Origin of the sequence: Neobacillus mesonae, from assembly GCF_001636315.1 — a bacterium.
In the GTDB taxonomy this organism is placed as follows: Bacteria; Bacillota; Bacilli; order Bacillales; family Cytobacillaceae; genus Neobacillus; species Neobacillus mesonae.
Genome location: NZ_KV440949.1, coordinates 1,409,705 through 1,434,239 on the forward strand (window position 1 = coordinate 1,409,705; position 24,535 = coordinate 1,434,239).

Here is a 24,535-nt window from a genome sequence, read left to right on the forward strand (position 1 = left end):
CCGGAGGGGACATTTTGTAAATATAGAAATTTTTAATTTTTCTATTGTTCATGAATTGTATAAAAATTATGCGGCCTGGAAGGGGGATTGTTTATTAAAATAGTATTGTGCTGCGTAAACGAAAGGATGTGGAGAAATGAGAAGTAAGCTGCGGATACCGCCAATCAACTTAATCAGTTTAAGGTCATTAAATGCCAGAATGATTTTAGCAGAACTAGAACGATGGAATTATAACGGGCTAGAAAAAGGCTTTGAAGGTGAACTGCCATTTGACTTATTGACGGACAAGCTTCAAAGCGACTGTATCGTTTTAAAAGGGCTGTTGCTGGAAGTAGGTGGAAGTGAATTCCAAATCGACACCACCGTAATTTTTCAGGGAATCATTTATCTTTACGATGTGAAAAATTATGAGGGCGACTATTACTATGAAGATGGCAAGCTGTATCGCATAAAGGGAAATATCGTTAAAGATTCGCTTTCACAGTTAAAAAGGTGTGAATCTTTGTTTATTAAATTGCTACAAGAACTTGGATTTGATGTTCGTGTTGAGGCCAGCCTAGTCTTCATCAACCCCGAGTTTACCCTCATGCAAGCAATTATCCAATTGTATACCCGACCCAAGTGAATCGTCTTATAAAAAAATTGGACAAGTTCCATTCAAAATTAAATAAGTCTCATGAGTGGCTCGCCCAGCAATTAATTTCACTTCATAAACCAGTGTCCTCAAATATGAAGCTTCCTTCTTATGAGTTTAATAAGATGTAAAAAAGGATGATTTGTGCAGTGTGTCTTACGCTTGAGACGGAAGAGGACGGGCAATTCATCGTTTGTAAAAAATGCGGGCATCGCGAACCGGTTGAATCCGCTGTGCTCCGACATGTGCGGGAATTGCAGCTGTTGTTTCCAGAGATGAAAATAACAACTGTTTTAGTTCACAAATCGTGTAAAGTTGTAAAATCCAAGAAAAGGATTCGGCGGATTTTGGTGAAGAATTGTAGGTCGGTGGGGAAGACAACATACAGATATTTTATATATTGAATTAATTACGTGGTTTAGGGTTCAGTTTTTTGAATAATGCTGAACCCTTTTATTATGGGGATTTTTCTTTTTACAATAGACTGACTTTTTTATCCTCTGCTGGTAATAGGGAACGGTTCTTTTTACTGTTTCACCCTTTTTTCATCTTCAACGGGCAATTGAAACCTTCTCTTTTTACCGTCTCGCCCTTTTTTCTTCTCCCGCGGGCATTAGAAACCTTTTCTTTTTACCGTTTCTCGCTTTTTCTATCCTCAACGGGCAATTGAAACCTTTTCTTTTTACCGTCTCGCCCTTTTTCATCTCCCGCGGGCAATTGAAACCTTCTCTTTTTACCGTCTCGCCCTTTTTTCCTTTCCCGCAGGCATTAGAAAACCATCTTCAGTTATACCTTTTAGCGCCATCTTCTCGAAAAAAAGCTTAACATCCCCTTTTAAACAAAAAAACAGATACCCCATCTCAGGCATCTGTTCCCATCAATTCCACCTTAATTTCCCCTAAAAGATACGGCACGGAATGGAAAGCATAGATTGTTTTAACCACTTGACCGTCGCGAACTAAAAGTAAACAAGGCACGCTTTCAATCGCAAACCTCTCGGCGAGATCCGGGTAGTAGTTCAAATCCATCTTCCCCATTTCAAGGTCAACCAAGTTTTCAACCACCTGCAGCATTTTTCCGGCAAGCTGGCAGGTGCCGCATAGCGGGGTAAAAAAATACACTAAACCCGTTCTGCCTTTTTCTATAAATAAAGTTAAATCACTTCGATTCCATTCGTTCATAAAACATTATCCCATTTCTAAAAACTCTGTGTGGACATCAATATTTGCACCTATTAAAACTGTCGCTAAATGGTGCACCGGGGCTGTCGCGACTTCGCGATACATCCGGTCTATATATAAATGCTCAGCATTTGGAAATTCACGTTTAAACAGCTTACGCAGTCTTTCACCGGCTTCATCTGCGTCAACAAGGATATATACATCCTTATCGTCCAAGAACTCGATCCATTCATCCAATTTTGTATGGCTGATGGTCCCGTTTGTGCAAATGATTTCCACCGGTTCCTTCACAATCTTTTTCACCTTATTTTTGTCCGATTTTCCCTCGACAATAAGAACTTTGTCAACATACGAATTCATCATCCATCACCTGATAGTAGTGGTTTACTGTTAACATATTCTAATGACTTAAAGAGTGCTTATGCTATGTATGTTAACAATATCATTATTGTCATTTTTAAAATAGTTTTTTGCTTACAAGCTAGTTTTCCCATTAAATACGGAGTTATCGTGGAAATTTCCCCCATAGAAAAAGCACCCGCAATACCAGAGGGTGCTTTCCATATCAAAAACTAGAATTAGTCTTCTTGTGTCATTTGATCATATTGTTCAGCAGTCATTAGCTCATCAAGCTCGCTGCTGTTTGATAATTCAACTACAATCATCCATGCCTTTTCGTATGGAGACTCGTTGACAAATTCTGGGCTGTCATTTAAGTCCTCGTTTACTTCCACAACTTTACCGCTTACAGGAGCGTAAAGTTCGGAAACTGTTTTAACAGATTCAACGCTGCCGAATGGCTCGTTCAATGTTACTTCATCGCCAACTTCTGGAAGCTCAACGAAAACGATGTCTCCAAGCTCAGATTGTGCGAAGTGAGTAATCCCTACGCGGACTTTTTCTCCTTCCACTTTTACCCATTCATGTTCTTCAGAGTAACGCAATTCCTTTGGTGTAGTCATAGCTAACAATCCCTCCATGTTTTTTCTAAAATCTATCATCGATTGTGATCGATTTCCCAAGTAAGTAAAGCCGGCTGGCTTATTTCAGCCACATTTTCTCATACTCTTCTTCTTTAAAGCCTACTGTGACATGTTCCCCGTCGGTTAATACCGGGCGTTTGATCAACATGCCATCGGATGCAAGCAGGTCAAGAAGTTCGGCTTCATCAGCAGTCTTGATTTTATCCTTGAGGCCTAATTCACGATATTTCTGACCGCTTGTATTAAAAAGCTTTTTCAATTCTAAACCGCTGTTTCGGTACAGCTTTTCCAATTCCTCACGAGACGGAGGATTATCGACAATATGTATAGCTTCATAAGAAAGATCGTGGGCATCCAGCCATTTCTTTGCATTTCGACATGTGCCGCATTTTGGATACCAATAAAACGTCAGAGACATCCATTTCACGCCCCTTTTTTTTTAAATAGTGCCACAGGACCTTCAATTGAATATTACCATATTCTTTTTCAAATTCCTAACGGTCAATAAATTATTCCAACAAACAATTTCGACATATTTCGTAAAAAATCCTTCTAGTTCAAAAAAATTTTAAAAATAATTAGGGCCCCCTCAAAGAACAGAGGAGACCCGTACTAAAAACCCTTAAACTACATAGCGTTCCGCTTCAATAAGAACGTCAGCTGCTTCGCGTTTTTTCGCGATTACATTAATTGGCGTGTGGCGCGTGAATTTGCGTAGCGATGACAGCATCATCCGCAGCATGTCGCCTTTTTCGACCGCAACCAGTGTCTCTTTGGCAATTGCTTCAATATGATTGAATGCTTCTTGACAGAAGATTTGTGTGTAGAGAAGCTTCTGGTTAGTCTTTTCAACGCCGGCTGCGGCAATTGCTTTTTCCGTACGTAATACAACGGATTCCATTGCGTATACGTCTGAGATAATATCGGCAATATTTGCTAACACTTCCTGCTCTCTTTCAAGGGCTTTGCCATATTTTTGTGCTGCTAAACCGGCTGCCAATAAGGCGATTTTCTTCGCGTTTCTGACAAGATATTTTTCTTGTGCCAATGGTTCATCACCAGGTTCTTCCGGCATCAGCATCATTAATTCCTCTTGGAGCTGAAGCGCTTTTTGGAATAATGGCAGCTCGCCCTTCATTGCTTTTTTCACAAGCGTTCCTGGAACCAGTAAACGGTTGATTTCGTTTGTACCTTCAAAAATCCGGTTAATACGGGAGTCGCGGTACGCTCTTTCAATTGGATATTCCTGCATAAAGCCGTAGCCGCCGTGTATTTGAACACCCTCATCAACGACATAATCGAGCACTTCACTTGCAAAGAATTTATTTAACGAACATTCAATGGCATATTCCGCAACAGAATTCGCCACCTTCTTAATGTCTTTCGCATCTTCAATGGAAAGCTGGCCTTGGTTGTCTTCATACAAACCAACTGTACGGTAAACCGAGCTTTCTGCCGCATAAATTTTTGACGCCATCGTTCCAAATTTTTCTTTTGTTAGATTGAATTGAGAAATAGGTGTTTTAAATTGCTGGCGGCCGTTTGCATATTTAACGGTCATTTCCAATGCACTCTTGGAACCTCCGACAGCGCCGACCGCAAGCTTATAACGGCCGATATTTAAAATATTGAAGGCAATAACATGTCCTCTGCCATATTCACCAAGCAGGTTTTCAACCGGAACTGGAACGTCTTCTAAAATTAACGTGCGAGTAGATGAGCTCTTGATTCCCATTTTCTTTTCTTCGGCACCAGTGGAAACGCCTTGGAAGTCTCTTTCCACGATAAATGCAGTGAAATGCTCGCCGTCAATCTTTGCATAAACCACAAACACATCGGCAAAGCCGGCGTTGGTGATCCACTGTTTTTCACCATTAAGGATATAATGTGTGCCTTCTGCATTTAATTTAGCTGTTGTTCTTGCGCCAAGAGCATCGGAACCTGAACCTGGCTCGGTTAAGGCATAAGCGGCAATTTTTTCACCTGAAGCAAGGGCGGGTAAATACTTTTTCTTTTGCCCCTCATTTCCAAATAAAACGATTGGCAGTGAGCCGATCCCAACGTGTGCACCATGTGAAAGTGAGAAACCGCCAGCTTTCGCCATTTTTTCAGTTAAAAGCGATGAGGTGATTTTATCCAAGCCTAAGCCGTCATATTCTTCAGGCACGTCAGCTGCCAACAGCCCAAGCTCGCCGGCTTGCTTTAATAGCTTTACAGTCCGGTCAAACTCATGTTTTTCTAAGTATTCCAGCTGCGGCAGCACTTCTTTTTCAATAAAATCATCGGCTGTTTTGGCAATCATTAAATGCTCTTCGTTAAAATCCTCCGGTGTTAGCACTTGATTAAAAGAAATATCTTCAATTAAAAAGCTCCCGCCTTTTACGATTTTTTTAGTTTCTGTCATAAAAAATTCCTCCTAATCTTTTTTCAGGGATGGGGCTTAAACTACATCCCCGAAATCATTTATTTAAAGTAATTCAAACACGCCGGCAGCACCCATGCCGCCGCCAATACACATTGTAACAACGCCAAATTGTTCGTTTCTGCGCTTTAATTCATGAATAAGTGTTAAAGTCAGCTTTGCTCCGGAACAGCCAAGCGGGTGGCCAAGTGCAATGGCTCCCCCGTTGACGTTCACCTTATCCTCATCAAGCCCAAGCTCGCGAATCACTTGGATAGATTGCGATGCGAAGGCCTCGTTTAGTTCAAATAGATTGATATCCGATAATTCAAGACCGGCAAGCTTCAATGCCTTTGGTACCGCTACAACCGGACCTACCCCCATAATTTGAGGTGGAACGCCGCCAACGGCAAATGACCTAAATTTGGCGAGTGGCTTCAGCCCAAGCGCTTCCGCTTTTTCACGATCCATCACCATTACGGCAGCCGCACCGTCACTTGTTTGCGAAGAGTTGCCCGCCGTTACGGTGCCTGACACCGAAAATGCCGGGCGAAGTTTCGCTAGCGTTTCAAGATTTGTATCCGGACGGACACCTTCGTCTTGGGTAAATTGAATCGTTTTTTCGACCAGCTTATTATCGCCTCCGACAGAGCGAAGAGTTACATCAACCGGTACGATTTCGTCGGCAAATTTTCCTTCCTGGATTGCCTTGTACGCGCGCTGATGGCTTCTTACGGCAAAGGCATCCTGTTCTTCGCGGGTAATGCCGTATTTTTTGGCTACCTCTTCAGCGGTATGGCCCATGCCCATATAATATTCCGGTGCTGATTCCACAAGCTTTATGTTTGGTCTAAGGACATGTCCGGTCATAGGCACCATACTCATGGACTCAACCCCGCCAGCAATCGCTGTGTCCGTCTGACCGAGCATGATTGATTGCGCTGCATATGCAATGGTCTGCAGGCCGGACGAACAATAACGATTGACGGTGAGGGCCGGAACCGTATGCTGCAGCCCTGCTAATCCGCCGATGTTTCTGGCTACATTCAACCCTTGCTCCGCTTCAGGAATGGCACAGCCAATAATTAAATCATCGATATTCCCTTCATAATTTCCTGCGCGCTTTAATGTTTCTTTTACTACTAATGCTCCTAAGTCGTCAGGACGAACATGGGCAAGCGTTCCCTTCTTTGCCTTCCCTACTGGAGTTCGCGCTCCAGCGACGATAACCGCTTCTCTCATGCAAGTTCCCTCGCTTTCTTTCAATTTATAAAAATATGAAAATGGATAAAGGGTTCTGACCCTACGAAATATTTTAGTAATAATACCTCTAATGTTAATGGGGGCTGGCCCCTAGATAATTAGTTTCGTAAAGGCTTGCCTTTTAAAAGCATATGCTGCATGCGCTGCTGCGATTTTGGCTCTTGGATTAGGCTTAAGAAGGCCTCTCTTTCCAAGTCCAATAAGTATTGCTCATCCACTTCAGTTCCGAATGGCACTTTGCCGCCGGAAATAACGTAAGCAATTTTCTTTGCAATTTTTAAATCATGCTCTGAGATATAGCCTGATAGTTTCATTGCTTCGGCCCCGAGCAATAATGTCGCATAGCCTGATTCCCCTGTGACTGGAACCTTGCGGCGCACTTTTGGTTTGTAGCCTTGTTCATGCAATGCCAGCACTGCCTGTTTTGCATCATATAGCTGATGATCGCCGTTTACACTGATCCCGTCGGATTTGCTTAGGAAGCCATTTTCGCGTGCTTCATCTGCTGATGTAGAAACCTTTGCCATGGCGATTGTTTCAAAAACTTTATTCGCAACCTGCTGCAGGTCAATTTGAACCCCACTTTGAATGTTTTCTAAGTGTTTCATATAAAGCTCTTTGTTTCCTCCGCCTCCAGGAAGCAGGCCGACACCTGTCTCCACAAGTCCCATATATGTTTCCGATGCTGCTTGAATATGGGAAGCAGGCAGGCAAACCTCCGCGCCGCCGCCAAGTGTCATTGCAAATGGTGCGGCAACAACCGGCTTCGAGCTGTACTTCACTTTTAATAATGCTTTATGAAGCTGGCGGACAATCAAATCCAGCTCATAAATATTGTCATCCTGAACCTCCATCAGCATCATCGCAAGGTTCGCGCCGACACAGAAATTCTTGCCTTGGTTGCCGATTACAAGTCCTTTATAATTCTTTTCCACTTCATCTACTGCAAAGTTCAGCATTTGGACGATATCCATGCCGATCGCATTATTCGGCGAGTGGAATTCAAGCAGGGCAACACCATCACCGATATCAATCAGGCTTGCGCCGCTGTTCTTTTTAATGACACCTTTTTGCTTTTTCACCTTTTTAAGGTCAATTACCTTAGGATTGAACTCTATCGGCTTGTATTCGCCTTTATGGTAGAAGTAAAGTTCTGCGTTTTCTTCCTTATAGAACGTGGTAAATCCTTTTGCGAGCATTTCCGTTACCCACGCAGGCACCGCTAAACCGGATGCTTCCAGCTTCTGTATAGATTTTTCAACACCGATGGCATCCCATGTCTCAAATGGACCCATTTCCCAGCCAAAGCCCCATTTCATTGCCTGGTCAATCGCCACAATATCGTCGGCAATTTCACCAAGCAGCTGTGCGGAGTAAACGAAAGACTTTGCAAAGGTGTTCCATAAAAATTGTCCGGCACAGTCATCAGCATAAACAAGCGCTTTCATTTTATTTCCCGTCCCTTTTTCCTGCTTCGCAAGCTCGATAGCTGGAGTCGAAAGCTTTTTACGCGGACCGTATTCGAGCGTATTTGGATCAAGTTCAAGGATTTCTTTTCCCTTTTTCAAGAAGAAGCCTTGACCGGATTTACTGCCAAGCCAGCCGTTTTCGACCATTTTCTTCATAAATGACGGTACTTCAAAGACTTCCTTCTCTTCCCCTTCAACCTTTTCATAGACGTTGCCAGCGACATGATAGAATGTATCTAATCCGACGACATCGAGAGTACGGAAGGTGGCACTTTTTGCCCGTCCAATTAATGGGCCGGTAATCGAATCTACCTCCCCGACACTTAACCCGGACTTCAGCATTTCCTGTACAGTTACTAAAAGGCCGTAAGTCCCAATGCGGTTGGCAATAAAATTTGGTGTGTCTTTGGCGACGACAACACCTTTGCCTAAAACATCCTCGCCAAACGTTTTCATGAAAGAAAGCACATCCGGGTCCGTATATTGTGTTGGGATTACCTCTAATAATTTCAAGTAACGCGGCGGGTTAAAGAAGTGCGTACCTAGAAAATGCTTTTTAAAATCATCGGAGCGCCCCTCTACCATTGCCTCTACTGATATTCCCGATGTATTGGAGCTGATAATGCTTCCTGGTTTACGGAATTGCTCTACTTTTTCAAACACCTGCTTTTTGACATTAAGGTTTTCAACCACAACTTCGATAACCCAGTCCACATCTTTTAATTTCACTAAATCGTCTTCCAGGTTTCCCGCTTCAATCAGGTCAAGGTTCTTTTTCAGTGTTAATGGCGCCGGTTTTTGTTTTAACAGCTTTTGGATAGCTGCAGTACTAATTCGATTACGCACTTGCATATCTTTTAATGTAAGGCCATTTGCCTCTTCCTGCTTCGTTAATTCACGTGGGACGATATCCAGAAGAAGTGTTGGAATTCCGATGTTCGCAAGATGTGCTGCAATCCCCGATCCCATTACTCCTGATCCTAAAACAGCCGCTTTTTTAATCAATTGGTTCAACATTGTCTCCCCCTTCTTAATTTTGAATGAATACTCATTCATTTTTTGGTTAAAAAAATTTACCCTCGAATGAGTTTCGTTACTATTAACTATAAAAGATTTCAAAAAATTGTGCAATCAGTAATCGTGGAAAATTGAAATTTTTTTGAAAAATAACTTTCCGTACTCCATTAGATAAAATTGTTTGCACAGGGCATTCTATGGATGAGGTGATAACCATGGCGAGAATGAAGAAAAATCCTTCCAAAGCAGGCGTCAGCGCCGCAAGCGTTAAAGGCAACGCCGGCCCAGGCCGTGAAGCAAGCGGCATCGACAAACAAAACAGCCAAAACAGCCAATACAAAAAGGACTAGAGTGGAGAAAAATGGAATTTGGTGTCAGGCACCATGTGAAAAATTCACATGGTGCCTGACACCGTTTACCATTTATTGTTTAGATTTCTTTAGCTGTTCATTGAGTTCCTTGATTTCCTGAATGATTTGCTTCATTTCTGCTCGAGCATCCGGGTATAGTGCGCTCCAGTGGGCGATGAGCGGGGGCATGGATTTGGCGATGTGGGAATACATGGCCCAAGCTTTTACTTTTTCTTTTGTTTCTTCATCTGTTTCTCCTACTAATAGCTCGCTGTATTTTTCAAGCAAAGCGTCGAGCTGCTGAAAAAATTCTTTCTCCATCTTAGCGTTTCCTCCTTAACATCCTTGTAATTATAGTATATCAATTTTCATTACATGAAGCATGGCAACGGTTCCTGTCTCACTGATTGAATATAAATTCTTTTCTAAAAAATGATAGACATTATTAGTTTAATAAAGGTATAATCATTGTTATATAACAAGTAATCAAATCTGATTTTGTATAGTAACAGAACACAAACAAAAATTACATATATATATTTATAACATTCCTAATATTGAAATAGTGTTTTTTATACTTTAATATATTATTAGAATTTTTTGTTTTATTGTCCTATTCGGACAACTCATTTCGAAAAAGATAAAGAAAAGGGATGGTGAATGGAATGACAGATTTTCTTAATTGGCTAAGCGGTATCGTTTGGGGGCCGCCGACGTTAATCTTAATCGTTGGTACTGGTTTATTGCTAACATTGCGGCTTGGCTTCTACCAGTTTTTTAGTTTACCTTATGCATTAAAGCTAGCTTTCTCGAAAAAAGATCAGGACCATACTTCTGAAGGCGATATTTCCCACTTCCAGTCGTTAATGACTGCGCTTGCGGCAACCATTGGTACTGGTAATATTGCCGGGGTTGCTACGGCGGTTGTTTTGGGCGGCCCTGGTGCCGTTCTTTGGATGTGGGTGACTGCCCTTGTAGGAATGGCGACTAAATATGCAGAAGCCATTTTAGCCGTTAAATATCGTACAGTTGGTAAAAACGGTCTAATGGCAGGCGGTCCGATGTACTACATAGAAAAAGGTTTAGGCTGGAAGTGGCTTGCTGTCCTATTCGCCCTTTTCGGTTCCATTGCTGCTTTTGGAATCGGCAGCTCGGTACAGTCGAACTCCGTTGCCGCTGCTGTTGAAAACAGCTTTGGCTTGAATCCATGGATTACTGGTATTATTTTAACGATTTTTACGGCACTTGTTATTTTAGGCGGTATTCAAAGTATTGGCAGAGTAACATCTATATTTGTTCCATTTATGGCAATTTTTTATGTGTTAGGCGGCCTTGCTATTATCGTGATGAATCTTGATCTTGTTCCGCATGCACTGGGACTAATCTTTTCCGATGCATTTTCAGGACAAGCAGTTGCCGGTGGGGCCATTGGTTCCGTAATCCGTTACGGGGTAGCACGCGGCGTCTTCTCAAACGAAGCTGGGATGGGTTCTGCCCCAATCGCGGCAGCTGCAGCGAAGACAGACCATCCAGGACGCCAGGCGTTGATCTCCATGACTGGTACATTCCTCGATACGATCGTTGTTTGTTCTATCACAGGAATCACTCTTGTTATGGGCGGCATGTTCATGGATGATAAGCTGACTGGTGCAGCCCTAACAACCGAAACATTTAACAAGCTGCTTCCGGGCGGCGGCTGGATTGTCACGATTGGAATTATCCTTTTTGCCTACTCTACTGTATTAGGCTGGGCTTATTACGGAGAGAAATGTTTTGAGTATCTGTTTGGAAATAAATCGATTACGATTTACCGCGTAGTGTATGTTGCCACTGTGTTAATCGGTGCAGGCATGAACTTAGGACTGGTTTGGACGATTGCCGATATCTTTAATGCCTTAATGGCAATCCCGAACTTAATTGGACTTGTCTTCTTGTCAGGCGTTGTTGTAGCGGAGACAAGATCGTTTAAACAGTTAAGAGCGAAGGAAAAATCACAGCAAAAAAACCAGCGTATTACAGCTTAAATGCAAAAAAGAGCAGGATGCCATTTAAATGGCGCCTGCTCTTTTTGTTATGAGTTGGTTGAGAACATATATTTTTTATAATGGTAGCGGATGGAAAAAACTAACCCAACCGCCATCATATTCCCCATTAACGCACTCCCCCCGTAACTGATGAACGGAAGCGGAATCCCGGTAATTGGGAGCACACCGATGGTCATGCCGATATTTTGAAACACGTGGAAGGTAATCATGCTGATGACTCCGACACAAATATACGTATAAAAGTTATTCTTTGTTTCCATGCCAACCTTAGTAATATGGTAAATTAACAAGAAAAATAAACTGATTAATATACTTGCGCCGATAAAACCGTATTCCTCTCCAACGACGCTGAAAATAAAGTCCGTCTGGCTCTCCGGCAAGTAAACTTCGCGGTTGCCGATCCCTTTACCGCTCGTCTGCCCCGAACCAATCGCGAGCATCGACTTAATCAGCTGGTAGCCAGCAGAGCTTTGGTAATTGTAAGGGTCAAGCCAGGAATAAATTCTGCCGAATTGGTATTGCTTTACCCCTAGATATTTCTCAAGAAATTCAGGATTCCATAGAACAAAATAAAATACCGTACCAATCAAAACGGCACAAGTCGAAAATATCGGAACCAGTATCTTCCAGGTTATCCCTGATATAAAAATCATCCCTAATAAAATCGCTAAAAACACAAGCCCTGTTCCCAAGTCTTCCTTGATGATAAGCACAAGCGGCACCATCGTAACGATCCCCAGCTTAATTAACAGCCAAAAATCCGTTTGTACCGTCTTTATGACGTTTTTTTGGTGATGGTCATCAATCACACGAGCCAAACCGAGTATCAGAAATATTTTCATAAACTCCGACGGCTGGATGGTCCCAACTCCAGGAAAGCGAAACCAGTTCTTTGAGCCGTTAATTCTAGGAGCGATACTTTCCGGCGCAATAATTAAGAGAATGAGCAGGAGTATTCCAAATCCAAAAGCATACCATGTCAGCTTTCGCAATTGGTCGGAATCAAAATGCATAACAATTCCAATAATGATACTGCCGACAACATACCAGGCAATTTGCATTACTAAAAAGTTACGATCATATTGTCCACTCTGCTGCGCGCTATAAATTGCCGCACAGCTGGCCAGAAACAAAAGCATTAATATAAGAACAAGACTATAGTCAAGTTTTGAAGTTGTATTTTTATTGGAAGTCATGAGAAGTGCCCACCTTGAAAAAACTTTTACATTCCTCCATTATATTTTTAAAAAAGTGAAATCACAACTTCTAACTTCCCGATGGATGAATTTACCCATACTATTACGGAGTTCCGCCCCTTTTCTATACGGTTAGCGGCACATTAAAGTAGATGCGCGACAGCTCCTCCGCCATCCATTCCAAATTGTTAGGCACCTGCGGCAGACCGTAGCCAATATAAAGCGGAGTTGTCACAAACCGCGGCACCACTTTGGCATAAATGTTTCCATTAATATGATAAAAAAACACATTATAGCTATTTGCCTTAAACGGAAAATGATTCAGGATATAATGAACCGCGATTTGTAAGTACTCGGCAAATCTTTCTTGATAGCAAGCATCAGTCATTTCGATATTAAATTCATAAAATCCCACGCGCGGCTTTGTTGATAAAGTAAACCTTGGACCATTTTCCTCTTCGGCAATAACAATTCCTTCAAACATTTCCGGATCGACGGTTTCTTTATAATCGATATCGTCTAGCCCGACAATTTGCATATGGGGATGAGCAATTGAGCCTCCCGACAATGGCCCGTGGTTTTTGAAAAAAATAACCGAACGATATATTCCCGATGCTTCCAAATCAAGCCAATGTTCGATCCCAAATCGGAATAATTTGTGCAGATGTTCCTTCGGATATGTTGAAAGGTCACCATGACAATCATCACTTTCGATTAACACGGTTTGATAAGCATTTTCTAAAACCGGATATTTATTTTTCAAGAGAATGATCGGTTCATCGACTTCAATGATATTAGTAAGTTCATCTCTGGCACAAAATGGGCAGGCAGCTTCTTTGTTGCGGATACTTTCCGGCTTCTTGGCTCCAATTGACGTATTAAAGTGAAGGTGTTTCATTTCCACTATGCTTATCTCCTCTCGAATAACTATGATTCTATTCTATGGGAGAAGGCGTTCCCATTGCACACATTTTGTTTTGTTATTTTCATAGTCCGAGAGATATTTGCATATCCATTAGGTACAGGCTTAATTACAATCGGAATGAGAGGGAAGATATGTTAACAAAACTAGAAGCACTTATTCTTGGAATTATTCAAGGGTTAACGGAATTTTTGCCTATTTCTAGTACAGGGCATCTTTATTTAGGGAGAAATTTATTTGGCTTACAGGAAGCGGGCCTCCTGCTTGATACGATGCTCCATGTCGGAACATTGATTGCTGTGTTTATTTTTTACAAGGATGAGTTTGTCAAAATCATTCGAAACCCGTTTAGCAAATTAACGTTTTTATTAATTGTCGGCACCATTCCAGCGGTGATTCTCGGACTTGCCTTTAAAGATTATATTGAGGAGATTTCAAAAACCGGGGTGACAATTGGATGGGAGTTCCTGCTGACCGGATTATTCCTTTGGATGGCTGATTCTGCAAAAAATGGGTATAAGCGGATGGACGATATCAGCTACAGGGATGCCTTTATTATTGGTACGTTTCAGGCTGTTGCGATTTTACCAGCGATTTCCCGTTCCGGAATGACCATTGTCGCCGCCCTGTGGCGCAAATTAGACCGCGAAACAGCCGCCTACTTTTCATTTCTATTGTCAACACCGGCCATTGCCGGGGCAATCGTTTTGCAAACAAAGGATTTGCTCGGCGGCGGCGGCGAAGAAATCTCCTTATCCGCCCTGCTAGTAGGCATCATCTCCTCCGCCTTCTTCGGCTACATCGCTGTCAAATGGATGATTGGCTTTTTGAAAAATCACTCCCTAAAGCCATTTGCCATTTATGTCTGGGCGTTAGGGCTGATTGTGCTTGCGTTTCAGTTTACGGGGAAGTTTTGAAACCTGGGTCTCTTTAAAATTTCACTTGCGTATAGGCGTCGGTTACTTGCACAGAGAGCGGCATTACTTGCGTTTACGCTGTGTTTACTTGCAAACGCTAATTTACTGAGGGCAAAAACATTACTAAATACAATAAAATGGCGGCTCGAACCTATGGTAGAGCCGCTCTTTTTTATAAAGTAACTGGCTTTTTTGCCATCTCCCTCGCCGCCGCCGTTGCCTCCATTTTTGCCTTCGCGATAATTTCCGGCACTAGTTTTGGAAAGTGATCCATCCCTTCTGCTATAACTGTATCCATCAAGTCGAAGCCAAGGAACTCGAGTGCCTTCCGTAAATAACGGTCACCCATTTCAAATTCCACCATTGGACCAGTGGAATAGACGCCGCCACGTGTCTGAATGTGAAGAGCCTTCCGACCTGTCAATAGCCCTTTGGGACCCTCCGGCGTGTTCGTGAACGTTTTTCCTGTTATAAACAGGCAGTCCATAAACGATTTTAAGATGGCTGGAGCACCGAGATTCCAAATTGGCGTAACAAATACATAGTAATCAGCCGCAATAAAACGGTCGGCCAAAGCATGCATTTTTTCCAATTTCGTGCGTTCAGCTTCAGGCAGCTGCTCCTTCGTGTAGCCCATAAACGACAATTTCGCGCGGCCATACAATAAATCCATATCAATTTCCGGGATATACATGCTATATAAGTGCATCTGCTCAATATCTACATCCGGCTGCACTTTTTTAAACTCCTCCAAAAATGCTTCACCGATTTGTGCACCTTTTGATAGCTTAACGTCCTTTTTGGGATTAGCTGTAATATACAAAAGCTTCGACATTAGGATCCCTTCCCTTATCCAGTAATTTTTACCCACTACTATCTTACACCCATCGACATGCTTACTATTGCACGATAGTTGAAAAATATATGAACTTTCAACATTCCCGTCTTAAGAGGCTTGAACATTCCGTGACAATTCCAAACAAAACTTAATAAAACCTAACAAAACTTAACAAAAATCACATTCTTTATGGTATGATTTTTTTAAAATTATGAAAAAAGGAGGGATGACAAATGGAGGACAAGGCCTACACTCCCGACGAGGTCGCTAAAGTATTTCAGATTTCCAAACATACTGTATATGAACTCATCAAACGCGGAGAACTTCAGGCCTTTAAAATCGGAAACAAAATGCGCATTGAACATTCAGAGATTGAAAGATTTAAAGAGAGCTCGAAAGCACCTGCCAAGAAAGGACCAATAGAACAGACCGCGGCCACAGGCAGTTTGGCTGCATCGATCCGACTATCTGGCAGTCATGACTTTCTAGTCGAACATTTTTCAAAACAAGCAGCACGAGCAATAAACTTGCAGATTCAACCATCTTACATAGGCAGTCTGGAAGGTTTAATGCTGCTATACCGCGGCCAATGCGATATCGCAGCCATCCATCTATTAGATCCTTCATCACAAGAATATAATCTTCCATTTATCCATCAGATATTTATTTACGAATCTATTTTAGTCATGCGGCTTGCCTCGAGGGAGCAAGGCTTCATTGTCTCTAAAGGCAATCCGAAAAACATTCACGATTTCACAGACCTAACAAGAAAAGATATTCAATTTATCAACCGCCAAAAAGGTTCGGGCACCCGCTTTTTACTAGACTCTAAGCTCGCAGGCTTCGGAATTGATCCACGGATGATTAACGGCTATGACAATGAGGAATGGAATCATTTGTCCGCAGCGTCATACATAAGCAGAGGAATTGTCGATGCCGCTTTTGGCATTCAATCGGCAGCCAGCCACCTGGGACTCGATTTTATTCCGGTGGCAAATGAAAATTTTGATCTTGTTTTCCGTTTTACCCATGAAAATAAGCAAAGTTTAACCGCTCTGATTAATTACCTGCAATCAGCAGGCTTCAAAGATAGCTTAACGGACCTTGAAGGCTACGATATTACAAATTTAGGAAAAATTATCTATCAAACAACCAAGACGGAGGAACTTTTATGAAGAAAAATCGTTTAGTCATCGCACTCGGTGCTCTTATGCTTTTCGTATTATCAGCCTGCGGCAGCACTGACACAAAAGATGCAGCTGCAAATAATAAAAAGGAACCAGTGAAAGCTGCACCAACGGAAATGATTCTTGCTACTACAACTAGCACCCAGGACAGCGGTTTGCTTGACGTACTGATTCCAATGTTTGAAAAGGAAAACAATGTAAAAGTAAAAACAATCGCTGTCGGAACCGGACAAGCATTGGAAATGGGTAAAAAAGGCGAAGCAGATGTGCTCCTTGTTCATGCTCCTAAAGCGGAAGAAGAAGTGGTTGCTTCAGGCGATGCCATCAACCGCAAACGCGTAATGTACAACGACTTTGTGTTAGTTGGTCCTAGTGAAAACCCTGCCGGTGTAAGCGGAAAAGATATTAAAGATGCATTGAAGAAAATTGCTGATTCAAAATCAATCTTTGTTTCCCGTGGCGATGATTCCGGTACACATAAGAAGGAACTAAGCATTTGGGAAGCGGCCGGGGTGAAGCCAGCAGGTGATTGGTATGTTTCAACAGGTCAGGGAATGGGACAAACCTTGCAGGTCGCCGCTGAGAAAAAAGGCTATGTCTTAACAGACCGCGCTACATGGCTTGCCCAAGAGAAAAATCTTGATACTCTAAAAATTGTCGTTGAAGGTGCAGACGATTTAATGAATATCTATCACGTCATGCAAGTTAATCCGGAAAAACACGATAAAGTAAACAACAAAGATGCTGAAAAGTTTGCCAACTTTATGGTAGATAAGCAAACCCAAGAAGTGATTGAAGACTTTGGTAAAAAGGAATACGGTCAATCATTGTTTATTAGTTATACAGAGTAATGGTTGACGGCGGGGTTGCGTCAATTGGAGGGCCTTATCCGACAGTTGGAGGGCGCTTTCTGACAGTTGGAGGGCCTTATCCGACAGTTGGAAGGCACTTTCCGACAATTGAATTGCAACCACTTTTTTGCGACAATTAGGGGTCAGCCTCCCAGCGCCCCAACTCTATCAACAACACCTGGTGAATCCTGGAGGGTATTATGGAATTGTTAATCGAGGGACTAAAGAAAGCGATAGAGATGATTTTCACCGGTAATCAGGAAGTATTTGCGATTACATGGCTGACGCTGAAGGTTTGTCTGATTTCCATTCTGACAAGCACCCTTTTCGGATTACCGTTTGGCATTCTTCTCGGCTTAACGAGATTTAAAGGCCGAAAAATACTTTTAATGTTTATTAATATTGGCATGGGACTGCCGCCTGTCGTCGCCGGTCTTTGGATCACGATGCTGCTGTGGCGTTCAGGTCCGTTAAGCGAGCTAACATTGCTTTACACACCAACAGCTATCGTAATGGCACAGGTATTAGTCTCACTGCCGATTGTCACCAGCTTAACCGCTACTGCTTTCCAACAAATAAACGATAAAATGCTGCTGCAAATAAAGGCATTGGGCGCGACAAAGTGGCAGACTTTAACGATTCTAATCAAGCAATCCAAAATTGCGATTATGGCAGCGATAATGGCTGGGTTTGGCAGGGTCATTGCCGAAGTGGGTGCAGCGATGATGGTCGGAGGCAATATTCAAGGAGATACCCGGATATTGACCACCTCGATTGTGATGGAGGTATCAAAGGGAAATTTTGATATCGCCCTTGCCCTATCGTTTATTCTGCTGTCGGTAGCGCTGTTCATAACGGCAGCATTAACATTTTTGCAGCAAAGGAGACGTTTTTCATGACACCGTTAATTGAGCTGAAAAATATCACGTATCAAGCCCAAAACAGGCGAATTCTCGAAATTCCTGAATTTCAGATTCAGGAAGGAGAATTTCTTGGAATAATGGGTCCAAACGGTGCAGGAAAAAGCACTTTGCTGAAGCTGCTCGCGTTTCTTAACCGCCCATCGAGCGGCGATATCCTATATCAAGGGGCAGCGGTAACACAAGGGGATGTGCCGCTTGAACTGAGACGAAAATTTTCAATTGCCTTGCAGCAATCATTACTATTAGATGGCACTGTTTTTTATAATATAGCAATTGGTTTAACATTAAGGAAAGTTCCTAAACAAGTAATAAAGGAAAAGGTCTCCCATTGGCTGGAGCTATTTGGAATTAGTCATTTAGCGAAAAAAAATGCCCTGTATTTATCGGGCGGCGAGGCACAGCGCGTCAACCTGGCTCGGGCGATGATTGTCGAGCCGGAAATTTTATTTCTAGACGAGCCTTTTTCAGCATTGGATTTTCCGACAAAAATTAAGTTAATGGAAGATTTCAAGCAAATCATTTCAGAAACAAACACTACAGCCGTGTTTGTCAGCCATGACCTCATGGAGGTTCATTATCTCACAAACCGCCTGGCCATCATCGTCAGCGGTGAAGTACAGCAATCCGGACCCACCCCTCGGGTCCTTGAATATCCCAATTCTTCTACTCAATCCTTCTTAAATGAGTGGAAGAAGTTCTATCCGATTGCACGTTAGGCTAAGGTGCCAGGCACCCTAGCCCCTTTTTTATTGATTAAAAATTCCCAGCGGCTTACAATATGATAAGTAAATCTACATACTAACTGCTTAGTCAGGGGGAGTTATTTTGAAATATGCGATTGTTACCGGTGCTTCAAAGGGTTTGGGTGAAGCGATTGCAAAGCGCTTGATTAATGAACAAATGGCGATTGTTTCTGTTTCACGGACAGAAAATGAGGATCTTAAAAAATTTGCCCTGGAAAAAGGAACATTCTACAGACACTTTTCCTGTAACCTTTCTTTGGAAAAAGAAGTGCAGGAAGTGTTTATGGAAATTGCTCATTGTATTTTCCTAAAGGAACCGACAGAAATTTTACTGTTTAATAATGCCGGCGTCATTGAGCCGATTGAGACGGTGGGAAATTTAGATTTAACCCCGACTGTCCGTAATATTAAAGTCAATGTGATTGCACCGATGATGATTACAAATATATTTTTTAAAGAAGCTGAGCTGAGCAACACAAAGATTCAGGTAATTAATGTTACCTCTGGGGCAGCGGAACGTCCGATTGAAGGCTGGAGCGTTTACTGCAGCTCAAAAGCGGCGATCAATATGTTTACCCAAACGGCCGCGCTTGAACAGATGGAAAAGAACAATAACAATAAAATAATTGCCTTCAGTCCGGGGATTATGGATACGAATATGCAGGAGACAATCCGCTCATCCTCTAAAGAAGCGTTTAAAAATTTGGAGCAATTTAAAGATTACAAGGAAAAAGGCATGCTGAGACCGGCCCATGTCGTAGCAAATGCCTTAATTGATTTAATCCTTAGCGGCGATGTTGAAAGCGGCAAGGTATACAATGTGAATGACTTACTAAAGTAACACCCGCAGGCCGTGCATTCGTTTGATGCAGCGGCCTTTACTCTTTCTTTGGGAACCACAATGTTATACTCGTTCCTTTATTCAATTTGCTCTTGACCTTAATCATTCCTTTATGGGCATCCATTAATGCCTTTACGATGGAAAGCCCGATTCCGATTCCCCCTGTTTTTCTGTCGCGCGATTTGTCACCGCGGTAGAAGCGTTCAAAAATATGCGGGATATCTTCGTCCTTCATCCCCGCGCCTTCATCCTGAATGGAAAACCCAACATATCCACCTATAGCCGTTACAACCGAAATGGTGACATTTTTTCCTGCGGGGGTATATTTCAAGGCATTGTTTAGTACATTTGAGAGAATCTGCATCAATTTATCTTTGTCTGCTTCAAATAATTCCTCCGAGGAACTCTTCTCAATGTGCAGTCGAACCCCTTTCTCTTTAAACAATGGTAAAAACATTTCACCGAGTGCGGCCAGCACACTGCCAGCTTCCATTTCAATTTTTTCAAGCTTCATTTGCGGATTTTCTGCCGCTAGCAGCTTTTCCATTTCATTAACAAGCCGGACTAACCGCATCAGTTCTTCATGGCTTGCCTCAAGGCGCTGCGGTGTCGGCTCCCATATTCCATCCTGAAACGCTTCAATTTGACTCCTTAATGTTGCAAGCGGCGTCCGCAGTTCGTGGGCAAGGTCTCCGGTAAACTGCTTGCGAAGCATTGCTTCCTTAGCTAACGACTCCGCCAGATCATTAAAGGAGATTGCAAGGTGTTTTACCTCTGTTGGCAGCCCTTTTAAAGGAATCCTAACGTTCAGGTTATGCTGTTGCAGTTCATTGGCAGCAAAAGACAGCCTCTGTAGTCCAGAAGTTAATTTTTTTGAAAAAAGCATACTGAAAACAATCGCCAGCACGATCGTTAAACAAACTGCCGCTAAAATATATAATTGAATCGTTTGAATAAAGGTATATTCGTCGTCAATCAAGCCCTCAGGATAGATGGCGACAAGCTTGCCGATAATCGCCTCGTCAACCTTGATGATATAGGTTTTCGAGTGCCATTCCTCCCCGGCTGCTGCCGGTTCTGTCAGCCCTAAACTGTTCAGCATCCCGCGAATATTGGAAGAATCCATCTGAAGCTTCCCATACCGGTCATATAACTGAAAATAAAGCTGATCGGTCATCGCATGCTCATGCAGCAGGCCAAACACCGGGTCGCTGGTAAAATGTCCATTCTTTCGATAATCCTTTTCAATTTCTGTTATGACTCTATCAATCTTCTTTTCCCGATTTCGATCTAGATAGCTGTGAAAGCTTTCTTCAAATCCGTATTGTATAAAAACACTGACAATCAAAATTCCAATCATCGAGGTTAATACAAGGTAGAAAAGGATTTTAGACCGGAGTGTTTGCAGCATCTAATACCCCTCCGAATTTGTAGCCCATTCCAAAGACGGTCATGATAAACTCTGGCTGCCGTGAATCTGTTTCAATTTTTTTTCGAAGATTTTTGACATGGGTATCAACACTGCGTTCATAGCCTTCATAATAGATTCCCTCGTCCTGAATTTTTTCCAGCAGGTCCATCCGGCTGTATACCCTTCCAGGATTCTGTGCCATATTGGTTAATAGCCTATATTCAATTGGGGTAAGCGTAATATATTGACCGTTGATCGTCACTTCTTTTTTCATTAGGTCAATCACCAGCTTCCCTCTATTAAATTCGATACGGTCGACTTTATCTGCTTTTTTTACACGTCTTAGGATCGCTTGTACCCTTACAACGACTTCCCGGGGGCTGAATGGCTTCGTTAAATAGTCATCGGCACCCATGACAATGCCATTAATCCGGTCGTCTTCCGATGATTTGGCGGTTAACATTAGAATTGGAACATCCGATTCTTTCCGAACTAAACGACATACCTCTTCCCCGGAAATGTCCGGGAGCATGAGATCCAAAATGATTAAATCAGGAATGATTGTTTTTGTCTTTTTTAACGCATCAATTCCATTATCAGCACTATGTATTTCATAGCCTTCTCTCTCAAGGTAAGCTTCAAGAACTTCTATAATTCTTCGTTCATCATCAACGATTAAAATCTTCATGTTCACCACTCCCCATAATTTTACTATATCATGGAGGAACTTGAATTTCGGCAACTTCACAAAATCATCATAACTTGCTCATATTTTCTTCAATCTTTTTCGCTAAGATGAAATAGCAGTAAGGAATTACGCTCTATACCTTCCCAAAAACTCTCTGTCAATATAAAATGCCCCGGCCGGATTTACGTCGGGGCATTCTTTTTTAAACTGTTTTTTATCGCCAGGACACCTGCTTCCATATCTTCAAAAGAGGCATAGGCATAGGATAGTCTTAACGTTGGCTGGCGATCATTATAAATATAACCAGGATTAATCACTACATTCTCAGCCAGACATTGTTTAAACAGGGTTGACATATTTATCTTTTTCTTAAAAATAACCCAGATAAAAAATCCTCCAGATGGTTTTGACCAGGTGGCGACATCACTTAAGTGAAGGCTAAGTAAACGAAGCAGCTCATCCCTTTTTTCCATTAACCTGCTGCGGACCTTTTGTAAATGCTTTTCGTACAAACCGGAAGCTAGCAGCTCTTTTACCAGCACCTGTGAAAGATAGCTTGAACCATAATCGGTCTGCATCCGGACATCACTTAACCGTTTAATAACGGCTTCCGGACCGGCCAGCCACCCTATTCTTAGCCCTGCCGCAATCGTTTTCGAAAAACTGCCGATATATAATACTTGGCCATTTTTATCTAATGCTTTTAAAGGAGCTGGCGGCGGTGCATCGATCCATAAATCTCGAAAAATATCGTCCTCAATGATTGGCATCTGGTAGAATTGGCACTTTTCCAATAATTGTTTTCGCTGGTCTACCTCCATGCTTGTACTTGTCGGATTTTGGAACGTTGGATTTAGAAATAAAACCGACGAGTTTTTAGGGAACTTTTGCTGAAATAACGCTTTTATACTTAACCCATTTGCTTCCATGGGTATTTCTCTTATCAACATTTCTTGCGGAAACAGATTAATCGAACGCAAATACGATGGGCTTTCAAGAAAAACGGTAGACCCTCTTTTTAAAATTCCGGTCGTAATCAGCTTCAGCGCCTGTAACGCTCCGGAAACGATCAAGATACTATCGGGTGCAATATTCAATCCAATGGTTTGCAGATGCCTGCTAATCTCTGTTCTTAATCCAAGGTCCCCGAGCCCGTCACCATAACCAAACTCCCGCAGCTGGAGTGTCACCTTTCCCATCGCTTCTGTTATTTCAGTATGAGGAAACATCTCGGGACCAAGTTCTCCCTTGCTTAACTGGATTAAGTCCTTTCTATTCTCCAATTCATTGATCATCTGGACGATATGTTCACTTGCAGGCTGCAAGGACCATTTCGTATAATCGCTCCAGTCCGGCGGGGAAATTGCCGATAGTAAGGACCATTGATTATTTACTACATATATTCCGCTGCCTGTTTTCCCTTCCAGCAGCCCTTCTGATTTGACGATTTCAATCGCTGTAACCACCGTACTTCTGTTCACGCCAAACTGTTTAGCGATTTCCCTTTGCGTAGGGATTTTACTGCCAATCACCCATTCCCCATGATCAATTTTTTCACGAATCCAGCGGGCGATTTGAAAATAACGAGGCATCTTTTTCATATATATCATCCATCTTTTTGTTGGTTTTTTTCGTCGCCGATTGGTTGGCGATTTCAATCCTTTTCCATCTTATTATAAATAAAAAGAACGAAATGAGGTATACCATGAACGGGAAAGTTATCGCTGCCTACACCATCATCATCGTTGCCTGGGGTTCAGCTTTTGCGGGAATTAAGGAAGCGCTTGGATCATATAGTCCGGAACACCTCGCATTGCTGAGGCTTTTGATTGGATCGACTACACTAATCATCTTTGCCGCTGTTAAAAAAATTAGACTTCCAGATGTAAAGGATATTCCGGTTATTTTATTGCTGGGCTTTTTAGGCTTTACGGTCTACCATTCGGCACTGAATTATGGTGAACAAATGGTCAGCGCTGGGATTGCTAGTTTACTAGTATCAACCGCTCCTATTTTTTCCACCGTGTTAGCCGCTGCTTTTTTAAAAGAAAAATTTACTAAGTCAGGATGGATCGGCTCGCTAATCGCATTTTCGGGGGTTGCTCTCATCTCGTTCGGGACGGGTCACACCCAAACAGCCTATTTCATCGGAATTCTTTTTATTATTACCGCAGCCTTGGGTGAAAGCTTCTATTTTGTATATCAGGCAAAGTATTTACAAAAATATGGTTTTATTGCCTTTACGGTGTACACTATTATCCCCGGAACGCTGTTTATGCTGCCGTTCTTGCCGGGATTAGGGAGGGAGGTACTTGCCGCTTCTGCTGGTTCGACAATAGCGGTGGTTTACCTTGGATTGATTCCCACCGTCCTCCCTTATTTAGCCTTAGCCTATATCACTTCAAAAGTCGGGGCTTCAGAGGCAACAAGTTCATTATATTTAACCCCAGCAGCGGCGTTAATCATTTCATGGCTGATGCTTGGTGAAATTCCTACAATGATTTCGTTAGCCGGCGGGGTTCTAACTTTGATCGGTGTAGGCGTAATCCAGCGAAAAGCTCCTAATCAAGAGCACGAAGTCCCAAAGCCAAGTAATGGCCCGGGAAATCACAGTAGAACTGGTTAACAAAAATAAAAAGGCATCCGAATCGAATTGATCTGGATGCCTCTGATTA

At 42.4% G+C, this 24,535-nt stretch carries 24 protein-coding genes; 10 read left to right on the forward strand and 14 right to left on the reverse strand.

Features of this window, described 5'->3' with window-relative positions; translation table 11 throughout:
* The first annotated feature begins 136 nt into the window (after positions 1-136).
* Positions 137-625 carry a nuclease-related domain-containing protein gene (locus tag A6749_RS27560; protein ID WP_084797674.1) on the forward strand — a complete coding sequence of 163 codons (489 nt, stop codon included), beginning with the start codon at positions 137-139 and terminating at the stop codon, positions 623-625.
* An 869-nt stretch (positions 626-1,494) separates the two neighbouring features.
* Here the strand turns inward: A6749_RS27560 and A6749_RS07080 are convergent.
* From A6749_RS07080 to A6749_RS07110, 7 genes are all read right to left on the reverse strand, one after another.
* Positions 1,495-1,815 carry a thioredoxin family protein gene (locus tag A6749_RS07080; RefSeq protein ID WP_066386893.1) on the reverse strand — a complete coding sequence of 107 codons (321 nt, stop codon included), beginning with the start codon at positions 1,813-1,815 and terminating at the stop codon, positions 1,495-1,497.
* A 6-nt stretch (positions 1,816-1,821) separates the two neighbouring features.
* Complete coding sequence (locus A6749_RS07085) at positions 1,822-2,178, reverse strand: toprim domain-containing protein (RefSeq protein WP_066386899.1); 357 nt, start codon at positions 2,176-2,178, stop codon at positions 1,822-1,824.
* A 215-nt stretch (positions 2,179-2,393) separates the two neighbouring features.
* Positions 2,394-2,777 carry a glycine cleavage system protein GcvH gene (gcvH, locus tag A6749_RS07090; RefSeq protein ID WP_066386903.1) on the reverse strand — a complete coding sequence of 128 codons (384 nt, stop codon included), beginning with the start codon at positions 2,775-2,777 and terminating at the stop codon, positions 2,394-2,396.
* A 79-nt stretch (positions 2,778-2,856) separates the two neighbouring features.
* Positions 2,857-3,216, reverse strand: coding sequence for an arsenate reductase family protein (locus A6749_RS07095; RefSeq protein WP_066386905.1), 360 nt, complete (start codon positions 3,214-3,216; stop codon positions 2,857-2,859).
* 204 nt (positions 3,217-3,420) lie between these two features.
* Entirely contained in the window at positions 3,421-5,202 is a 1,782-nt protein-coding gene (locus A6749_RS07100) for an acyl-CoA dehydrogenase family protein (RefSeq protein ID WP_066386911.1), read from the reverse strand.
* 63 nt (positions 5,203-5,265) lie between these two features.
* Complete coding sequence (locus tag A6749_RS07105; protein ID WP_066386918.1) at positions 5,266-6,441, reverse strand: acetyl-CoA C-acetyltransferase; 1,176 nt, start codon at positions 6,439-6,441, stop codon at positions 5,266-5,268.
* A gap of 119 nt (positions 6,442-6,560) precedes the next feature.
* A complete protein-coding gene (locus tag A6749_RS07110) occupies positions 6,561-8,948 on the reverse strand; it encodes a 3-hydroxyacyl-CoA dehydrogenase/enoyl-CoA hydratase family protein (protein WP_407937503.1) in 2,388 nt (795 codons plus the stop codon).
* 215 nt (positions 8,949-9,163) lie between these two features.
* On the opposite strand from A6749_RS07110, the gene A6749_RS27565 reads away from it, so the two are divergent.
* Entirely contained in the window at positions 9,164-9,298 is a 135-nt protein-coding gene (locus tag A6749_RS27565) for a YuzL family protein (protein WP_084797676.1), read from the forward strand.
* A gap of 72 nt (positions 9,299-9,370) precedes the next feature.
* Here A6749_RS27565 and A6749_RS07115 read toward each other — a convergent pair whose 3' ends face one another.
* Positions 9,371-9,619, reverse strand: a complete 249-nt coding sequence (locus tag A6749_RS07115) for a DUF2573 family protein (RefSeq protein WP_066386920.1) — start codon at positions 9,617-9,619, stop codon at positions 9,371-9,373.
* Positions 9,620-9,963: 344 nt separating this feature from the next.
* Here A6749_RS07115 and A6749_RS07120 point away from each other — a divergent pair, with 344 nt between their 5' ends.
* On the forward strand, positions 9,964-11,322 hold the full coding sequence (locus A6749_RS07120) for an alanine/glycine:cation symporter family protein (protein WP_066386929.1): 1,359 nt from the start codon (positions 9,964-9,966) through the stop codon (positions 11,320-11,322).
* A gap of 47 nt (positions 11,323-11,369) precedes the next feature.
* Here A6749_RS07120 and A6749_RS07125 read toward each other — a convergent pair whose 3' ends face one another.
* Positions 11,370-12,539: an FtsW/RodA/SpoVE family cell cycle protein gene (locus A6749_RS07125; protein ID WP_066386933.1), complete on the reverse strand. Its 1,170-nt coding sequence runs from the start codon at positions 12,537-12,539 to the stop codon at positions 11,370-11,372.
* A gap of 124 nt (positions 12,540-12,663) precedes the next feature.
* A complete protein-coding gene (locus tag A6749_RS07130; RefSeq protein ID WP_066386935.1) occupies positions 12,664-13,443 on the reverse strand; it encodes a DUF4931 domain-containing protein in 780 nt (259 codons plus the stop codon).
* A gap of 152 nt (positions 13,444-13,595) precedes the next feature.
* Here A6749_RS07130 and A6749_RS07135 point away from each other — a divergent pair, with 152 nt between their 5' ends.
* Positions 13,596-14,378 carry an undecaprenyl-diphosphate phosphatase gene (locus A6749_RS07135; protein WP_066386937.1) on the forward strand — a complete coding sequence of 261 codons (783 nt, stop codon included), beginning with the start codon at positions 13,596-13,598 and terminating at the stop codon, positions 14,376-14,378.
* Between the two features lie 172 nt (positions 14,379-14,550).
* Here the strand turns inward: A6749_RS07135 and A6749_RS07140 are convergent, their stop codons facing one another.
* Positions 14,551-15,213 (reverse strand): FMN-dependent NADH-azoreductase, encoded by a 663-nt coding sequence (locus A6749_RS07140; protein ID WP_066386939.1) that lies wholly within the window; start codon positions 15,211-15,213, stop codon positions 14,551-14,553.
* 236 nt (positions 15,214-15,449) lie between these two features.
* Here A6749_RS07140 and A6749_RS07145 point away from each other — a divergent pair, with 236 nt between their 5' ends.
* The 5 genes from A6749_RS07145 to A6749_RS07165 all read left to right on the forward strand — a co-directional run bounded on the left by A6749_RS07145 (position 15,450) and on the right by A6749_RS07165 (position 19,761).
* The gene (locus A6749_RS07145) at positions 15,450-16,391 is read left to right on the forward strand and encodes a substrate-binding domain-containing protein (RefSeq protein WP_066386941.1); all 942 of its coding nucleotides are present in this window, start codon (positions 15,450-15,452) and stop codon (positions 16,389-16,391) included.
* A complete protein-coding gene (locus A6749_RS07150) occupies positions 16,388-17,254 on the forward strand; it encodes an ABC transporter substrate-binding protein (protein ID WP_066386943.1) in 867 nt (288 codons plus the stop codon). The genes A6749_RS07145 and A6749_RS07150 overlap by 4 nt, the downstream gene beginning before the upstream one ends.
* A 200-nt stretch (positions 17,255-17,454) precedes the next feature.
* Positions 17,455-18,153: an ABC transporter permease gene (locus A6749_RS07155; protein ID WP_066386946.1), complete on the forward strand. Its 699-nt coding sequence runs from the start codon at positions 17,455-17,457 to the stop codon at positions 18,151-18,153.
* A complete protein-coding gene (locus A6749_RS07160) occupies positions 18,150-18,893 on the forward strand; it encodes an ABC transporter ATP-binding protein (RefSeq protein WP_066386950.1) in 744 nt (247 codons plus the stop codon). The genes A6749_RS07155 and A6749_RS07160 overlap by 4 nt, the downstream gene beginning before the upstream one ends.
* 109 nt (positions 18,894-19,002) lie before the next feature.
* Positions 19,003-19,761, forward strand: a complete 759-nt coding sequence (locus tag A6749_RS07165) for a (S)-benzoin forming benzil reductase (protein WP_066386956.1) — start codon at positions 19,003-19,005, stop codon at positions 19,759-19,761.
* Positions 19,762-19,798: 37 nt separating this feature from the next.
* On the opposite strand, the gene A6749_RS07170 is transcribed toward A6749_RS07165, so the two are convergent.
* The 3 genes from A6749_RS07170 to A6749_RS07180 all read right to left on the reverse strand — a co-directional run bounded on the left by A6749_RS07170 (position 19,799) and on the right by A6749_RS07180 (position 23,461).
* Positions 19,799-21,172, reverse strand: coding sequence for a sensor histidine kinase (locus A6749_RS07170; protein ID WP_066386960.1), 1,374 nt, complete (start codon positions 21,170-21,172; stop codon positions 19,799-19,801).
* A complete protein-coding gene (locus tag A6749_RS07175) occupies positions 21,150-21,860 on the reverse strand; it encodes a response regulator transcription factor (protein ID WP_066386962.1) in 711 nt (236 codons plus the stop codon). The genes A6749_RS07170 and A6749_RS07175 overlap by 23 nt, the downstream gene beginning before the upstream one ends.
* Positions 21,861-22,042: 182 nt before the next feature.
* The gene (locus A6749_RS07180; RefSeq protein WP_153043009.1) at positions 22,043-23,461 is read right to left on the reverse strand and encodes an aminotransferase-like domain-containing protein; all 1,419 of its coding nucleotides are present in this window, start codon (positions 23,459-23,461) and stop codon (positions 22,043-22,045) included.
* A 104-nt stretch (positions 23,462-23,565) separates the two neighbouring features.
* On the opposite strand from A6749_RS07180, the gene A6749_RS07185 reads away from it, so the two are divergent.
* On the forward strand, positions 23,566-24,486 hold the full coding sequence (locus tag A6749_RS07185) for a DMT family transporter (protein WP_066386964.1): 921 nt from the start codon (positions 23,566-23,568) through the stop codon (positions 24,484-24,486).
* Positions 24,487-24,535: the final 49 nt, after the last annotated feature.

Coding starts and splice junctions, on each gene's coding strand:
- A6749_RS27560 (WP_084797674.1), top strand. CDS start 137: ATGAGAAGTAAGCTGCGGATACCGCCAATCAACTTAATCAGTTTAAGG.
- A6749_RS07080 (WP_066386893.1), bottom strand. CDS start 1,815: ATGAACGAATGGAATCGAAGTGATTTAACTTTATTTATAGAAAAAGGC.
- A6749_RS07085 (WP_066386899.1), bottom strand. CDS start 2,178: ATGATGAATTCGTATGTTGACAAAGTTCTTATTGTCGAGGGAAAATCG.
- gcvH (WP_066386903.1), bottom strand. CDS start 2,777: ATGACTACACCAAAGGAATTGCGTTACTCTGAAGAACATGAATGGGTA.
- A6749_RS07095 (WP_066386905.1), bottom strand. CDS start 3,216: ATGTCTCTGACGTTTTATTGGTATCCAAAATGCGGCACATGTCGAAAT.
- A6749_RS07100 (WP_066386911.1), bottom strand. CDS start 5,202: ATGACAGAAACTAAAAAAATCGTAAAAGGCGGGAGCTTTTTAATTGAA.
- A6749_RS07105 (WP_066386918.1), bottom strand. CDS start 6,441: ATGAGAGAAGCGGTTATCGTCGCTGGAGCGCGAACTCCAGTAGGGAAG.
- A6749_RS07110 (WP_407937503.1), bottom strand. CDS start 8,948: ATGTTGAACCAATTGATTAAAAAAGCGGCTGTTTTAGGATCAGGAGTA.
- A6749_RS27565 (WP_084797676.1), top strand. CDS start 9,164: ATGGCGAGAATGAAGAAAAATCCTTCCAAAGCAGGCGTCAGCGCCGCA.
- A6749_RS07115 (WP_066386920.1), bottom strand. CDS start 9,619: ATGGAGAAAGAATTTTTTCAGCAGCTCGACGCTTTGCTTGAAAAATAC.
- A6749_RS07120 (WP_066386929.1), top strand. CDS start 9,964: ATGACAGATTTTCTTAATTGGCTAAGCGGTATCGTTTGGGGGCCGCCG.
- A6749_RS07125 (WP_066386933.1), bottom strand. CDS start 12,539: ATGACTTCCAATAAAAATACAACTTCAAAACTTGACTATAGTCTTGTT.
- A6749_RS07135 (WP_066386937.1), top strand. CDS start 13,596: ATGTTAACAAAACTAGAAGCACTTATTCTTGGAATTATTCAAGGGTTA.
- A6749_RS07140 (WP_066386939.1), bottom strand. CDS start 15,213: ATGTCGAAGCTTTTGTATATTACAGCTAATCCCAAAAAGGACGTTAAG.
- A6749_RS07145 (WP_066386941.1), top strand. CDS start 15,450: ATGGAGGACAAGGCCTACACTCCCGACGAGGTCGCTAAAGTATTTCAG.
- A6749_RS07150 (WP_066386943.1), top strand. CDS start 16,388: ATGAAGAAAAATCGTTTAGTCATCGCACTCGGTGCTCTTATGCTTTTC.
- A6749_RS07155 (WP_066386946.1), top strand. CDS start 17,455: ATGGAATTGTTAATCGAGGGACTAAAGAAAGCGATAGAGATGATTTTC.
- A6749_RS07160 (WP_066386950.1), top strand. CDS start 18,150: ATGACACCGTTAATTGAGCTGAAAAATATCACGTATCAAGCCCAAAAC.
- A6749_RS07170 (WP_066386960.1), bottom strand. CDS start 21,172: ATGCTGCAAACACTCCGGTCTAAAATCCTTTTCTACCTTGTATTAACC.
- A6749_RS07175 (WP_066386962.1), bottom strand. CDS start 21,860: ATGAAGATTTTAATCGTTGATGATGAACGAAGAATTATAGAAGTTCTT.
- A6749_RS07180 (WP_153043009.1), bottom strand. CDS start 23,461: ATGAAAAAGATGCCTCGTTATTTTCAAATCGCCCGCTGGATTCGTGAA.
- A6749_RS07185 (WP_066386964.1), top strand. CDS start 23,566: ATGAACGGGAAAGTTATCGCTGCCTACACCATCATCATCGTTGCCTGG.